This window comes from Bacteroides sp. M10 (genome assembly GCF_014334015.1).
Classification (GTDB): domain Bacteria; phylum Bacteroidota; class Bacteroidia; order Bacteroidales; family Bacteroidaceae; genus Bacteroides; species Bacteroides intestinigallinarum.
Genome location: NZ_CP060488.1, coordinates 2,932,970 through 2,947,944, shown reverse-complemented (window position 1 = coordinate 2,947,944; position 14,975 = coordinate 2,932,970). Strand labels below are relative to the sequence as shown.

Here is a 14,975-nt window from a genome sequence, read left to right as displayed (position 1 = left end):
GGTTTAATTGAAAAGAAAATTATCTTTTAAAGAATCGATCAACAAGCGCTTTTTTAAGACCAAATTCCAAACAAAGCACATTAAAAACCAAAAAGGTCAGGAAAGAGGAAGTATCAACATTAATCACATCTCCTTGCATTACACGCCACAACATGCCACCAAAGACGAACAAAAATGTTAAAAAGATAGCATTACGAACAGCTGAATTACGAATCTGCTCCGTTTCACGGCTCTCATTTTTACTGAATGCAAAGATTATCAACAAGCACCCTGCCATCATCAGCAACTTTGTACATTCTTTATAAAATAACAAGTTAGTATCGGTTACCGCTCCCTGCATCACCAGAATAAAAGGGATGAACAGAGCTACCAACAAGACCACATATCCTAAAGGACGACAATATACAGGTAATAATGCTTTCATGATTGAATGTTTTAATGAGACAAAAGTAAGTAAAAAAAGATATTTTATATACATTTGCAGAGTAAAAAAGCAAAAGAATCATGAGTAAACAAGAAGTTATTCTCTGCGAAAGCTTGGAAACGAGCCTCGGTCGTGCCATTGAGTTATGCCCGCATGACAAATTATTCGTCCTCACAGACGAGCATACCCAGCGTCTTTGCCTTCCTTCCTTAAAGGCATCAGGTCTACTGAAAGATGCTGTAGAAATCTGTATCGGAGCCGAAGACGTACATAAAACTCTGGAAACGCTTGCCTCCGTCTGGATGGCATTAAGTACTCAAGGAGCTACCCGCCACTCTTTGCTTATCAATCTTGGAGGAGGGATGGTGACGGATCTCGGAGGTTTTGCCGCAGCTACATTCAAACGTGGTATCTCCTATATCAATATACCGACCACTCTACTGGCTATGGTAGATGCATCAGTGGGTGGTAAAACAGGAATCAACTTCAACGGTCTGAAAAATGAAATCGGTGCCTTTGCTCCGGCAAACAACGTACTGATTGAAACGGAATTCCTGCGTACACTGGATGCACACAATTTTTTCTCTGGATATGCTGAAATGCTGAAGCATGGTTTGATTAGCAATACGGCACATTGGGTGGAATTACTCAATTTCAATACTTCTAATATTGATTATACAGCTCTCAAACAATTAGTAGGCCAATCGGTACAAGTGAAAGAAGATATCGTAGAACAGGATCCCTTTGAACATGGGATCCGCAAGGCATTAAACCTGGGACACACTGTGGGACATGCATTCGAAAGCATGGCACTGGCAGAGGACCGCCCTGTATTGCATGGATATGCAGTAGCTTGGGGAATCGTATGCGAACTGTATCTTTCTCATCTCAAAGTAGATTTCCCGAAAGAGAAAATGAGACAAACGATCCAATTTATCAAGGACAATTATGGTGTATTTACTTTCGATTGCAAAAAATATGACCAACTATATGCATTCATGACGCATGACAAAAAGAATACTTCAGGTACAATTAATTTCACTCTACTGAAGGATATCGGAGATATTTGCATCAATCAAACTGCCAATCAGGACACTATTTTCGAGATGCTCGATTTCTATCGCGAATGTATGGGAATTTAATCCGGCACCGGACAGATTACATAATAATAAAAGGGAATGAAGTAAACTTCATTCCCTTTCTCTTCCCAATCCCTATAAATAATTGGCAATTGTTGCACAATTGCCCGCGCTATTGTTCTAAGTTACTCATTCGATACTGTGAAAGCGACATACCTGTATGCTTTCTAAAAAAACGTCCAAGCGACGATTGATTCGCAAAATTCGTTTTAATAGCTATTTCCTGAATATTCAAGCTTGTATTTTTCAATAAAGCCTTGATCTCTAATATGATGTATTCAACAATCCAGTCTTTGGCAGATTTCCCGCTTGTTTCCTTGATTACCATAGTCAGGTATTTGGAAGTAATACACAGTTTATCTGCATAAAAAGCTACATCTTTATTCTCCTTAAAATGCTTCATAATAAGCCCAAAGAATTTATTTGCCAATTCTTCTTTACGGGTATCCCTACGGACAGTCATCAAAGTCGATTCCTTCTGATAAGCATTGAACAGTTCCAGATAAAGATACCTCAACAAATGAATAATCAGCTCCCGCCTATACATATCTTGAGAAGTAACCTTATCTTTTACCATACCCAGATAATTATATATCCGGGGAACATCGCGTTCCGACTGCGGATACCAATAATGGGTCCGCATATAGAAAAAGAAATGCGGAGAAAATCTGGGCACACCACTTAACGCGTCACTAAACAGTGAAGTAGATATAACCATCGTAACGGTCGAGAAATCTTCACTTGGCTCACTAAATGAGATAAATTGTCCGGGTAGTAATATAATCAATTCCTCCGGCTGTATCCAGTGTACATCTTCATGCACTGTAATTTTAGCCCTTCCACTTAAACAATATATAATCAACGCTGATTGATTATTAGAAGGATAAGAAGTCAGAGGAAGATACTTCAGATTTTGATAAAATTTAAAATCGTCACCCAAGACGTATATCTCTAATGTCTCTCTATTTTTAATGTCTAACATTTAACACCTTTCTAAACTAAGTCTTTTTACAAATGTATAACTTCCTAATTTACCACACACCAAAATTGGAAATATAGTATCATACTAAGGAAGTCAAACACCTTTTATTTGCATTAATTTATAAACAAACTTACTGATTGTTAGTTCATTTGTCATTTCTCTATTTAGTTTTATTATATACCGGCCTACTTTTTATAGTGTTTTTAGGATAAGAAAAGAATTAGTGCGTTCAAACGACAAATAAGCAGATTGTTTTCTAATTCAAGCAAAATTATTAATATCTACTTCTAATATCACACAAAAAGTTATCAAAAGATGATCCAATAATCGACAAACCTATTGAAAAAAGGATTTGTACAACCCAAAGAAAGGCTAATAATCAGAATCATAGCCATAAATCAACATAAATCATATAGAAAATTCAGCGGATTATTTGCTAATTAAAAATTAATCAGTACTTTTGCATCCGCAATTCGGGGTGTAGCTCAGCCCGGTTAGAGTACGCGTCTGGGGGGCGTGTGGTCGCTGGTTCGAATCCAGTCACCCCGACTGGTGAAAGAGGTTAGAAGCCGAATGGGTTCTAACCTCTTTTTATTTTAGAAGACAATGAAAGAAGATCCTAGACATATACATATCAGTGAATACAGTTATCCTCTTCCGGATGAACGTATTGCAAAATTCCCGTTGCCTACCCGCGACCAGTCCAAACTCTTAATATACCGTCGTGGAGAGGTAAGTGAAGATATCTTCACTTCTTTGCCCGAGTATCTCCCACAAGGCAGTCTGATGATATTCAATAATACGAAAGTCATTCAGGCACGTCTTCATTTCCGGAAAGAAACAGGGGCACTGATTGAAGTATTCTGCCTTGAACCGATTCAGCCGAATGATTATGCATTGAACTTCCAACAGACAGAACATGCCGCTTGGCTCTGCATGATCGGCAACCTGAAAAAATGGAAAGACGGAGAGTTAAAGCGGGAAATGACCGTCAAAGGATTTCCAATCACATTGACTGCCGTCAGAGGAGAATGTAAAGGAACCAGTCATTGGGTAGATTTCTCATGGGATAATCCGGAAGTGACATTTGCCGATATTCTTGAAGTATTCGGAGAACTTCCTATTCCTCCTTACTTAAACCGGGATACGGAAGAAAGTGATAAGGAAACTTATCAGACCGTTTACTCTAAGATTAAAGGTTCGGTAGCTGCACCTACTGCCGGTTTACATTTCACTCCGCGAGTATTAGATGCACTGCAGGAAAAAGGTATCGATCTTGAAGAGTTAACATTACATGTAGGAGCCGGAACATTCAAACCTGTAAAAAGTGAAGAGATCGAAGGTCATGAGATGCATACAGAATATATATCGGTTAACCGGAGCACGATTAAGAAACTAATCGATCATGATGGCTGTGCCATTGCTGTAGGAACCACCTCTGTACGCACTCTCGAAAGTTTGTATCTCATTGGAGTTATTTTAGCAGATCATCCGGATGCTACGGAAGAAGAACTGCACGTCAAACAGTGGCAACCCTATGAGAAATACGATCAGATCCCTCCGGTAGTTGCTCTCCAAAAGATATTGGGTTATCTCGATAGAAATGGGCTCGAAGCTCTCCATACCAGCACACAAATTATCATAGCTCCCGGATATCAGTACAAGATAGTAAAAGCGATGGTTACTAACTTTCATCAGCCACAAAGCACCCTATTATTATTGGTTTCAGCTTTTGTTAAAGGAAACTGGCGTGCGATTTATGATTATGCTTTAGCACATGATTTCCGATTCTTAAGTTATGGAGATTCTTCTTTATTGATACCATAAATATTCTGCATCCTGAAGAATTCTGTTCACCAAATAAAAAAGAACTATGCTAAGCGATAATAACCAAGAAATGTTCCCCGTCGTAGATGAGCAGGGGAATATCACCGGAGCGGCCACTCGTGGAGAATGTCATAGCGGCAGCAAACTGCTTCACCCGGTAGTTCATCTTCATATTTTCAATACCCGTGGAGAATTGTATTTGCAAAAACGTCCTGAATGGAAAGACATCCAACCGGGGAAATGGGATACAGCCGTAGGCGGACATATCGACTTGGGCGAAAGCGTAGAAATCGCTCTAAAGAGAGAAGTCCGTGAAGAATTAGGCATCACAGACTTTATTCCTGAACTACTTACTAATTATGTTTTCGAGTCCGAACGTGAAAAAGAACTTGTCTTTGTTCACAAGACTGTTTACGATGGAGAGATCCATCCCAGTGAGGAACTGGATGGAGGACGATTCTGGACCATTGAAGAAATAAAAGAAAACTTAGGAAAAGGGATCTTCACTCCCAATTTCGAAAGCGAATTGCAGAAAGTCTCTCTTATTCCTTCTCTATCCAAGTAACGATCTTTTCAGAGAACGGACTTTCTTTGGGAGAGGCAAAGCCCACCCAGTTTCCGTTCTCATCAATCATGAATTTCTGGAAATTCCACTGAACCGACGCATCTTCTTTACCATTCAGTTTCTTCTCTGTCAACCATTGATAAAGGGGAGCGATTTCTTTCCCTTTGACGGAAATCTTAGCCATCATCGGGAAAGTTACATCGTAATTCAAAGAACAGAATTGAGCTATCTCCTCATTACTTCCGGGCTCCTGCCCCATAAAGTTATTTGCCGGGAAACCGACTATTACAAAGTCTTTATCTTTATATTTCTCATACAGTTTCTCCAGTTGAGCATACTGTGGCGTCAGTCCGCACTTAGAAGCTACGTTGACCACAAGCACTTTCTTACCTTTCAATGAAGAAAGAGGAAAGTCTTTGCCATCAATCGTTTTCACTGTAAAATCATAAAAAGACTTGTTCTGCGCTTCCAAAGAAACGGCAAACAACAGACTTACCATCATCAAGACGAATGTTTTCATGGTGAATATACATTTAGTTTGTTTCTATAATAAACGAGCAGACAGAATAAAATGTTTGTTCGGCAGTGAAACAAAAAACAATCGTCTGACGCATTTCAATCCGTGATTCCGTCACTTCACCCCACAATCTTTCCGCTTCATTTATTCTTAATGATAACGGACGAAGATAGACTGTAATTTTGTAGCATGAAATAATAATACAACGAGAATCATGTTTACAGCAATTGTACGCTTTTCAATTAAAAAGAAGCTGTTTGTAGGACTCACTACTCTCTTCCTGTTTATCGGAGGCATCTATGCGATGTTGACACTGCCTATTGATGCCGTGCCCGACATTACAAATAATCAGGTACAAATTGTGACTGTATCCCCTACACTCGCGCCACAAGAAGTAGAACAGCTCATCACCATGCCTATCGAAATAGCGATGAGCAATATTATGAATGTCGAAGATATCCGTTCCGTCAGCCGCTTCGGTCTATCAGTAGTTACGGTCGTTTTCAAAGAAAGTGTACCCACACTCGATGCACGACAACTGATAAATGAACAAATACAAACCGTAGCAGGTGAAATTCCCACAGAACTCGGAACACCGGAGATGATGCCTATCACTACCGGACTGGGAGAAATTTACCAGTACATACTGAAAGTGGCTCCCGGATATGAGAAGAAATATGATGCAATGGAACTCCGTACCATTCAAGACTGGATGGTGAAGCGCCAGTTGTCCGGTATACCCGGTATTGTAGAAATCAATAGTTTCGGCGGTTATCTGAAACAATATGAAGTAGCCGTAGACCCGGATGCCTTGTTTTCTTTGAATATTACTATTGGTGAAGTGTTCGAAGCACTTAGCAGTAACAATCAAAACACAGGTGGAAGCTACATTGAGAAAGTGAAAAATGCCTACTATATCCGGTCGGAAGGTATGATTACCCGAATCAAGGATATCGAACAGATTGTGGTTACCAACCGAAATGGAATTCCGGTACACATCAGCGATGTAGGAGTTGTCCGATTCGGTTCTCCCAAGCGTTTCGGTGCTATGACAAAAGATGGCGAAGGTGAATGTGTCGGTGGAATTGCCATGATGCTGAAAGGAGCCAACGCAAATGTCGTGACTCAAGAACTTGAGAAACGAGTAGAAAAGATACAGCATTTATTACCCGAAGGAGTCAGTATCGAGCCCTACCTAAATCGTTCGGAACTAGTCAACCGGAACATCTCTACGGTTGTCAACAATCTGATTGAGGGAGCGGTAATCGTTTTTCTGGTACTGATCCTTTTTCTCGGGAACTTTCGCGCCGGACTGATAGTCGCATCAGTCATCCCACTGGCGATGCTCTTTGCTTTTATCATGATGCGTATATTCAATGTAACCGCCAATCTGATGAGTCTTGGAGCCATTGACTTTGGTATTGTAGTAGATGGTTCTATTGTTATATTAGAGGGTATTCTCGCCCATATTTACGGAAAACAATTCCGAGGCCGTACGCTGACCCGCCAAGAAATGGACAAAGAAGTAGAAAAAGGAGCCTCTGGTGTAGCACGTTCCGCAACTTTTGCAGTATTGATTATCCTGATTGTATTCTTCCCTATCCTCACATTAAACGGGATTGAGGGAAAATACTTCACACCTATGGCCAAAACACTCGTATTCTGTATAATCGGAGCCTTAATTCTCTCGCTAACTTATGTTCCAATGATGGCATCGCTCTTCCTGAAGCATACTATTGTAGTGAAACCCACACTTGCCGACCGCTTCTTTGAGAAGTTGAACAAGATATACCAATATGGTCTGTACACCTGTCTCCGTAACAAATGGCGTACCGTCATTATAGCTTTTGCCGCATTGGTAGGTTCACTATTCCTTTTCACCCGTCTGGGAGCAGAGTTTATCCCCACTTTGGATGAAGGAGATTTTGCCATGCAAATGACACTGCCTGCAGGAAGTTCACTGACCGAGAGTATTGAAGTATCCCGCCTGGCAGAGAAAACATTAATGGACAAATTTCCTGAAATCAAACATGTCGTAGCCAAAATCGGAACGGCAGAAGTTCCCACTGATCCAATGGCAGTAGAAGACGCCGACGTGATGATTATTATGAAACCTTTCAAAGAATGGACAAGCGCGGGAAGTCGTGCCGAAATGGTGGATAAGATGAAAGAAGCGCTCACTCCGCTGTCCGAACGAGCAGAATTCAATTTCTCACAACCGATACAACTCCGTTTCAATGAGCTGATGACAGGAGCCAAGGCAGACATCGCTATCAAACTATATGGAGAAGACACGCACGAACTGTACGAAAAAGCCAAAGAAGCAGCCACCTTTGTAGAAAAGGTGCCGGGAGCAGCCGATGTCATCGTTGAACAAACGATGGGATTACCCCAACTGGTAGTAAAATACAACCGTAGCAAAATTGCCCGTTACGGTATCAACATAGAAGAACTCAACACTATTATCCGAACCGCTTATGCCGGAGAATCAACAGGTGTAATCTTCGAAAACGAACGGAGATTCGACCTTGTAGTACGACTTGACCAGGATAAAGTAGCCGATTTGAATCTTGACAAATTGTTTGTACGCACTTCGGAAGGGATTCAAATTCCAGTTGGAGAAGTAGCAAGCATCGACCTTGTCAGCGGACCATTGCAAATAAACCGGGATGCAACGAAACGACGTATCGTCATCGGTGTCAATGTGCGGGACGCGGATATACAACAGGTTGTAGCCAACATTCAAAAGACACTGGACAAAAACATCCAACTGAAACCGGGATATTACTTTGAATATGGCGGTCAGTTCGAAAACTTGCAAAATGCCATCAATACATTACTGGTAGTCATTCCCGTAGCATTAATGCTTATTCTATTGATACTGTTCTTTGCTTTCAAGAACATCACCTATACCTTGATGGTATTCTCAACCGTTCCCCTGTCACTCATCGGCGGCATCGTCGCGCTCTGGCTACGCGGACTTCCGTTCAGCATATCGGCTGGAGTAGGGTTTATCGCATTGTTTGGTGTGGCAGTATTGAACGGCATCCTTATGGTGAATCATTTCAACGAACTCCGTAAACAAAATACTTACTCCATGAGTACGAATCAGATTATCAAAAGAGGGATTCCCCACCTGCTACGTCCTGTGTTCCTGACAGGACTGGTTGCCTCTCTGGGATTCGTCCCAATGGCAATCGCCACTTCAGCCGGCGCGGAAGTACAACGCCCATTGGCAACAGTAGTAATCGGCGGACTGATTATTTCCACCGTACTGACTTTGCTCATTATTCCGGTGTTCTACAAAATTGTAAATTCATTTGTCACCTGGAGACGTCCGGGTAACAAGTTCCACCGACCTTTTTTCATATTGACTCCCCTGCTCCTGTTGTTTCCCACTTTCATTTCCGCTCAACCAACACAAGCAGTCACCATCGAACAGGCTATCGAAATAGCCAAACAGAATCATCCGCGCCTAAAAATAGCCAATAACGCTATTCAACAGGTCAAAGCTACGCGTGGAGAAATAATAGAAGCTACTCCTACTTCGTTCAACTATTCCTGGGGACAACTTAACGGAGAAAACAAAAAAGATAAGGAACTGGCTTTCGAACAAAATCTGGGCTCGCTTCTGACTCCATTCTATAAGAATGCGTTAGTCAACCGCCAAGTGAAAACAAACACCTATTATCGGCAGATGGTGGAAAAAGAAATCACAGCAGAGGTGAAAAGGGCGTGGGCCTACTACCAGTATGCCACCAACCTCTGTTCAATGTACCGAGATCAAGACAAAATGGCGGAAGAACTGCAACGCATCGGAGAACTACGCTATCAACAGGGAGAGATCACCCTGCTTGAAAAGAACATGATGACAACCATGGCTGCTGATCTGCACAACCGCAGGTTTCAGGCACAGGAAGAAGAGAAAATGGCATTGGCACGTTTTCAATGGAGTTGTTACTCCAACCAGCCGATTGTTCCCGCCGATTCCACCTTATCCCTATTCTATATCGGCATTTCGAACGGAAGTTTGTCGGAAGCACATACCGCTTACTTCCAAAGCCAGGCAGATGAAGCAAAAGCAATGCTTCACATCGAACAAAGCCATTTCTTCCCGGAAATCAGTGTGGGATATACACGTCAGGACATTCTCCCGTTGAAAAATCTAAATGCCTGGATGGCTGGGGTGTCTTTCCCGCTCTATTTCCTACCTCAAAAGAGCAAAGTGAAACAAGCACGGCTATCTGCCACTTCCGCACAAATCCAAGCGGATGCCAACATTCGGGAACTAAGAAATAAAATATTCGAGCTAGAGGCTTCCCTCCGCAGATATAACGAAAGTTTACGATATTACACCTCTTCTGCCTTAAAAGAGGCCGATGAACTGACAAAGGCGGCTAATCTGCAATTACAGCAGAGCGAAACAGGCATTGCCGAGTATATACAGTCGATAACTACTGCCAGAGATATCCGTAGAGGCTATATTGAAACAGTCTACCAATACAATATTGCTGCCTTAGAATATGAACTTTTCAAGTAGGTACGAAATTGGGACTTTGAATGACATCCATCACCCATAATAATTATTATAAAACATAGTATATGAAAAAGATAGTTTATCCAATCCTTTTACTTGCGCTGGTAGCTTGCAAGGGAAACCAGCAAACTACGAACGACAAATCTTCCACGTCCCCCGTTGCCGAAATGCCAACAGACACCATCGCACAACCCGAAGTGGACGCTATCACTTCAGCCACCTCAAAGCCTAATCAGGTTTCGTTCAACGGGCGAATAGTTCTTCCTCCCCAACGTCAGGCAACCATCGCTTTGACTATGGGAGGTATCATAAAAAAAGCCTCTCTACTGCCAGGACAACGGGTGGCTGCAAACAGTGTCATCGCCACATTAGAAAATCCGGAGTTTATCACCCTTCAACAAACCTATCTGGACAGTCACGCGCAAACAGAATATCTCCAGGCAGAATACGAACGCCAAAAAAATCTTTCTGCCGAACAAGCTGCTTCTCAAAAGAAATTCCAGCAAAGTAAAGCGGATTATCTTTCTATGAAAAGTCGCCAAGATGCTGCAGCCGCACAACTTTCTCTTTTAGGTGTCCATCCGGAAACATTACTTAGGAACGGAATACAGCCACTATTGGAAGTCAAAGCTCCTATCAGCGGTTATGCAGCCAATGTAGCAATGAATGTCGGCAAATATATCAATCCGGGCGAAGCACTTTGCGAACTCATAGATAAAAGTGCCCCGATGCTTTGCCTGACTACTTACGAAAAAGATCTCGTAGACATACAGGTCGGCAGTCCGGTACAGTTTCGTGCGAACGGAATGGGAACACAGACTTTTCATGGCACAGTGATTTCTATCGGACAAAAGGTGGACGAAACCAATCGTTCGCTCGAGGTATATGCTTCCATTAAGGAGACAAATCCACAATTCCGGCCCGGTATGTACGTCACTGCACACATTCAGAAACAATAATCTGTCAATCGGGCTACGGCATTCACGTTTTGTAATGGGTAATTCGTAATTAACCACTATCTTTGTTGTATGATAGCAAAAGCAATAAAAAAAGATAAGTATATACTTTCCACAATCATCATCTCGCTGGCGGTAGCTGTACTGATTCATTTCCCGGAATCGGTATCGCTTTTCGACCGTTTCGAAAGCCATTCCCTATTTCCAGGCATGAAATTCATCGATGTGGCAAATGAAATACTATTCACTTTCCTGTCCCTACTGCTGCTTTTCGCTATCAATACCCGGTTATTCCATTTCAATCAATCCTCCATCAAGATTACAGGAACAAAGATCCTGCTATCCTTTGTCCTGACATGGATATTGAGTAACCTGTCAGGGCAGGTATTTGTTTTCCTGCACCGAACATTTGATATTCCGGCCATCGATGCCATGGTACATCATTATCTGCATCCATTGCGAGATTTCATTGTAGCATGTCTTGTCACCAGCAGTTGTTGCATTATTCACCTGATATATCGGCAACAACAGGTACTTATTGAAAATGAACAGCTTCAGGCGGAAAATATTCGCAATCAATATGAAGTCCTGAAAAATCAGCTTAATCCACATATGCTGTTCAATTCGCTGAATACACTGCGTTCACTGGTACGCGAAAATCAGGATAAAGCCCAGGATTACATCCAGGAACTCTCCCGGGTACTAAGATATACTTTACAAAGCAATGAGTCACAAAGTGTCAGCCTCCGGGAAGAAATGGAATTTGCTTCTGCTTACATATTTCTGTTAAAGATGCGTTTTGAGAACAATCTGCAATTCGACATACAGATAAACAATGCATACGAAGAACATCTCCTTCCTCCAATGGCAGTGCAAGTACTGATTGAAAATGCAGTAAAGCACAACGAGATCAGTAACCGAAAGCCTCTGACCATCCATATCACAACGGACGATAATGGCAATTTATCCGTCAGTAACGACATTCAACCCAAATGGACTGCAACTCCCGGAACGGGCATCGGACTAGCCAACCTTGCCAAACGATACAGGCTCTTGTTTAAACGGGACATACAAATAACAGAAGATAAAGAGTTTACTGTCTGCATTCCTCTGATTGCAGCATCACTACAAGAATAATGATTATTGCTATAATACCATGAAGACTGTCATTATAGAAGACGAGAAAGCAGCAGTACGAAACCTGACTTCACTGCTCAACGAGGTAAAACCGGATGCAAGAATTGAGGCTATACTAGATAGTATCAGTTCCACTATCGAGTGGTTCAGTTCCCATCCGATGCCGGAACTGGTGTTTATGGATATTCACCTGGCAGATGGCTCTGCTTTCGAAATCTTTAATCATGTCAGCATCACTTGCCCGATTATCTTTACAACCGCCTACGATGAATATGCACTACGCGCATTCAAAGTGAATAGCATCGACTACTTATTAAAACCCATTGGTAAAGAAGACATAGAACATGCTTTCAATAAGTTGGAGGGTTTACAGGATGTCATTGATAAGCATCACCCCCCTCTTCCACAGCAGGAGAACGAGCTACTGAAACTTATACATTCACTCAAAAAACAGGAAAACTACAAAAGCCATTTCCTCATTCCTACAAAAGGAGACAAGCTATTGCCTGTCTCCGTAGATATGATACAATTGTTCTATATTAAAGATTGTCAAGTGAAAGTAGTCTTAACCGATGGAACGGAATATTGCTTTTCCCAAACATTGGATGAACTCACTGATTGTCTCAATCCCAGTCTTTTCTTTCGTGCCAACCGCCAATATCTAATTTCAAGAGAAGCTATCAAAGATATTGATTTATGGTTTAACAGTCGACTGTCCATCAATTTGCGTTATTCCAGAATCAAAGAAAAAATACTTGTCAGCAAGGCGAGAGTAGCAGAGTTCAAAGAGTGGTTCTCAAGAAGATAACCACTCTAATCGATGTTTTTTTACTCAATGACGGCTGCAAAACCTCCGTTTCTGGCCATCTTCACAGTCAACTGTTCTCCGGTTTTCACCTGCGACGACTTACAACGATAATCCATCGCCTGACGTCCTGCATTGATACCATCTTCGAAAGATGTCATCCGATAGGAACGATCCTTATTCAGAAAATCCAGATTGATGGTAAATTCACGTTCCTTTTCACCATTGTTGGTGATTCCTCCTATGAACCACTTATCACCTTTGCGTTTCGCCACAATTACATATTCACCCGCTTTAGCTTCCAATGCCACAGTCTCGTCCCAAGTTACGGGAACTTGTGTGATGAAGCGGGTACAATCTTCATTGCGATAATAAAGAGTCGGATTATCCGCCAACATCTGCAGGCCGCTTTCGAAAACCACAAATAATGCCAGCTGATAAGCCCGTGTTCCGATACTGGCAGAATTCGGACGTTCTGATCTATACACATTAGGTTGCATACTAATCATTGCTCCGGGAGTATAATCCATCGGCCCGACAGCATTACGCATAAACGGTAAATACAGACTGTTATCCGGATAGCAGCCTCCCATTTGTTCCATACCACGTACTCCTTCATAAGAGAGCACATTCGGATATTTATATTCTAATCCTGCCGGTTTGAAAGAACCATGAAAATCGACAAATAAATTATGTTTAGCCGCTTCGCGAGCTACCCGTTCGTAATAGTTGACCATCCACTGGTCACTTCTGTCCATGAAATCAATTTTAAGTCCTTTCACTCCCCATTCATTGAAAGTCTTGAACAGGTCAAAATTGTTTTCCACTGTCAACCATGTCAGCCAGAGCACAATCCCTACATTCTTTTCTTTGCCATAACGAATTAGTTCATGCAAATTGACTTTGGGGTTCGGTGTGTAAGGGTCACGAGTACTTTTGGCCCAACCTTCGTCCATAATAATATAAGGAATGCCGAATTTTGAAGCAAAGTCGATATAATACTTGTAAGTTTCCAGATTATAGCCGGAAACAAAATCCACATCGGGTCCGTAAGGAGAGGCATCGTTCCACCATTCCCAGCTTACCTGCCCCGGCTTTATCCATGAAACATCCTGAAGTTGATTCTTTTCAGCAAGCCGATAGGTCATTGTGTTTTCAATCAACTGTTTATCATTCTTACTTATCACAAAGTAACGCCAAGGATAATTTCTTGTACCTTTTGTCTTGGCAATATAATCTGCTTCTTGAGTAATCTTCACACTACGATCACTGTTTTCGGCAAACGCAAGCGGAGCTTTAGGAAAAACAGAGATTGCTCCGTTTGTACCCGTTCCTTTGAGAAACATACATGGATAATCAGCCAAATCCGACTCGCTGATTAATATTTTATAGTCTTTTTGTGTATCAATCAATACCGGCAAAACTGCTATCCGTTCTTCAGGCTTCCATGCATTACTTTGAACATGTGTGTAAGGTTCCTCATAAGCTGTATGGAATCCTCCCGGTTGTTGCAAGTGAAGCAAATAATCCGACGGAAAGTTGATCGCAAACTCTTCGCCCATTACTTCAACATCACCTTTTCGTGAAGTAATAAATCGGTAAGCAACTCCATCGTCAAAAGCGCGGAATTCTACAGAATAGTCTTTGAAGGTTAGCAGCAATTGATTATAACGATTATTGACTTTCGAATATTTCAAAGGTACAACAGGAGTCAAATGTTCGTCGATACTCGTACGCTTCTGACGACGCAACTTGGGATTCTGCCCCAACACTTGATTTTTTAGAGTCAACTGAAGATAGTTATCTTTCAACAATACATCTCCGTTATAATCTATACTATAATAGATTTTATCCGAGAGATTGAATGACACTTTTATTTCTCCATTAGGAGAAACTAACTCAAACTTATTCCGGGCATGAAGTAACGATACCAAGCACAGGAACATTGATAGCAATAAATACTTTCTCATTGTTTTTATTTTATGTTATACCATATTATTTGAAAGCCTTTATGCAAAGATAAAGATTATGTTTAAACAACTTCACACCATCGTGTATATTCTCATGTTTCAAATAAGAAAGGAAT

Annotated in this window: 11 protein-coding genes and 1 tRNA gene; 8 read left to right on the top strand and 4 right to left on the bottom strand. The window is 41.5% G+C overall.

All coding sequences use genetic code 11. The annotated features are described in order from the left end of the window. Window positions 1-19 precede the first annotated feature (19 nt). A complete protein-coding gene (locus H8796_RS10445) occupies window positions 20-424 on the bottom strand; it encodes a hypothetical protein (protein ID WP_117934441.1) in 405 nt (134 codons plus the stop codon). 80 nt (window positions 425-504) lie between these two features. Between H8796_RS10445 and aroB the strand changes: the two genes are divergently transcribed. Then, window positions 505-1,566 carry a 3-dehydroquinate synthase gene (gene aroB / locus H8796_RS10440; RefSeq protein ID WP_117934442.1) on the top strand — a complete coding sequence of 354 codons (1,062 nt, stop codon included), beginning with the start codon at window positions 505-507 and terminating at the stop codon, window positions 1,564-1,566. A 109-nt stretch (window positions 1,567-1,675) separates the two neighbouring features. Here the strand turns inward: aroB and H8796_RS10435 are convergent, their stop codons facing one another. Further along, the gene (locus H8796_RS10435; RefSeq protein WP_187343966.1) at window positions 1,676-2,545 is read right to left on the bottom strand and encodes an AraC family transcriptional regulator; all 870 of its coding nucleotides are present in this window, start codon (window positions 2,543-2,545) and stop codon (window positions 1,676-1,678) included. 474 nt (window positions 2,546-3,019) lie between these two features. On the opposite strand from H8796_RS10435, the gene H8796_RS10430 reads away from it, so the two are divergent. From H8796_RS10430 to H8796_RS10420, 3 genes are all read left to right on the top strand, one after another. Beyond that, window positions 3,020-3,094, top strand: a tRNA-Pro gene (locus tag H8796_RS10430). A 57-nt stretch (window positions 3,095-3,151) separates the two neighbouring features. Next, on the top strand, window positions 3,152-4,372 hold the full coding sequence (locus H8796_RS10425; RefSeq protein ID WP_117934464.1) for an S-adenosylmethionine:tRNA ribosyltransferase-isomerase: 1,221 nt from the start codon (window positions 3,152-3,154) through the stop codon (window positions 4,370-4,372). A gap of 46 nt (window positions 4,373-4,418) precedes the next feature. Continuing rightward, window positions 4,419-4,937: an NUDIX domain-containing protein gene (locus H8796_RS10420; RefSeq protein WP_117934466.1), complete on the top strand. Its 519-nt coding sequence runs from the start codon at window positions 4,419-4,421 to the stop codon at window positions 4,935-4,937. Here the strand turns inward: H8796_RS10420 and H8796_RS10415 are convergent. Beyond that, window positions 4,915-5,457, bottom strand: a complete 543-nt coding sequence (locus H8796_RS10415) for a glutathione peroxidase (protein ID WP_117934468.1) — start codon at window positions 5,455-5,457, stop codon at window positions 4,915-4,917. The genes H8796_RS10420 and H8796_RS10415 overlap by 23 nt on opposite strands. 211 nt (window positions 5,458-5,668) lie before the next feature. On the opposite strand from H8796_RS10415, the gene H8796_RS10410 reads away from it, so the two are divergent. From H8796_RS10410 to H8796_RS10395, 4 genes are all read left to right on the top strand, one after another. Continuing rightward, window positions 5,669-9,994, top strand: a complete 4,326-nt coding sequence (locus tag H8796_RS10410; protein ID WP_117934470.1) for a CusA/CzcA family heavy metal efflux RND transporter — start codon at window positions 5,669-5,671, stop codon at window positions 9,992-9,994. 62 nt (window positions 9,995-10,056) lie between these two features. Further along, complete coding sequence (locus H8796_RS10405; RefSeq protein WP_117934472.1) at window positions 10,057-10,950, top strand: efflux RND transporter periplasmic adaptor subunit; 894 nt, start codon at window positions 10,057-10,059, stop codon at window positions 10,948-10,950. 69 nt (window positions 10,951-11,019) lie between these two features. After that, window positions 11,020-12,084 carry a sensor histidine kinase gene (locus tag H8796_RS10400; RefSeq protein WP_117934474.1) on the top strand — a complete coding sequence of 355 codons (1,065 nt, stop codon included), beginning with the start codon at window positions 11,020-11,022 and terminating at the stop codon, window positions 12,082-12,084. Window positions 12,085-12,103: 19 nt separating this feature from the next. Beyond that, window positions 12,104-12,892 (top strand): LytTR family DNA-binding domain-containing protein, encoded by a 789-nt coding sequence (locus tag H8796_RS10395; RefSeq protein ID WP_117934476.1) that lies wholly within the window; start codon window positions 12,104-12,106, stop codon window positions 12,890-12,892. 20 nt (window positions 12,893-12,912) lie between these two features. Here the strand turns inward: H8796_RS10395 and H8796_RS10390 are convergent, their stop codons facing one another. Continuing rightward, a complete protein-coding gene (locus H8796_RS10390; protein WP_117934477.1) occupies window positions 12,913-14,859 on the bottom strand; it encodes a glycoside hydrolase family 97 protein in 1,947 nt (648 codons plus the stop codon). Between the last annotated feature and the right edge of the window lie 116 nt (window positions 14,860-14,975).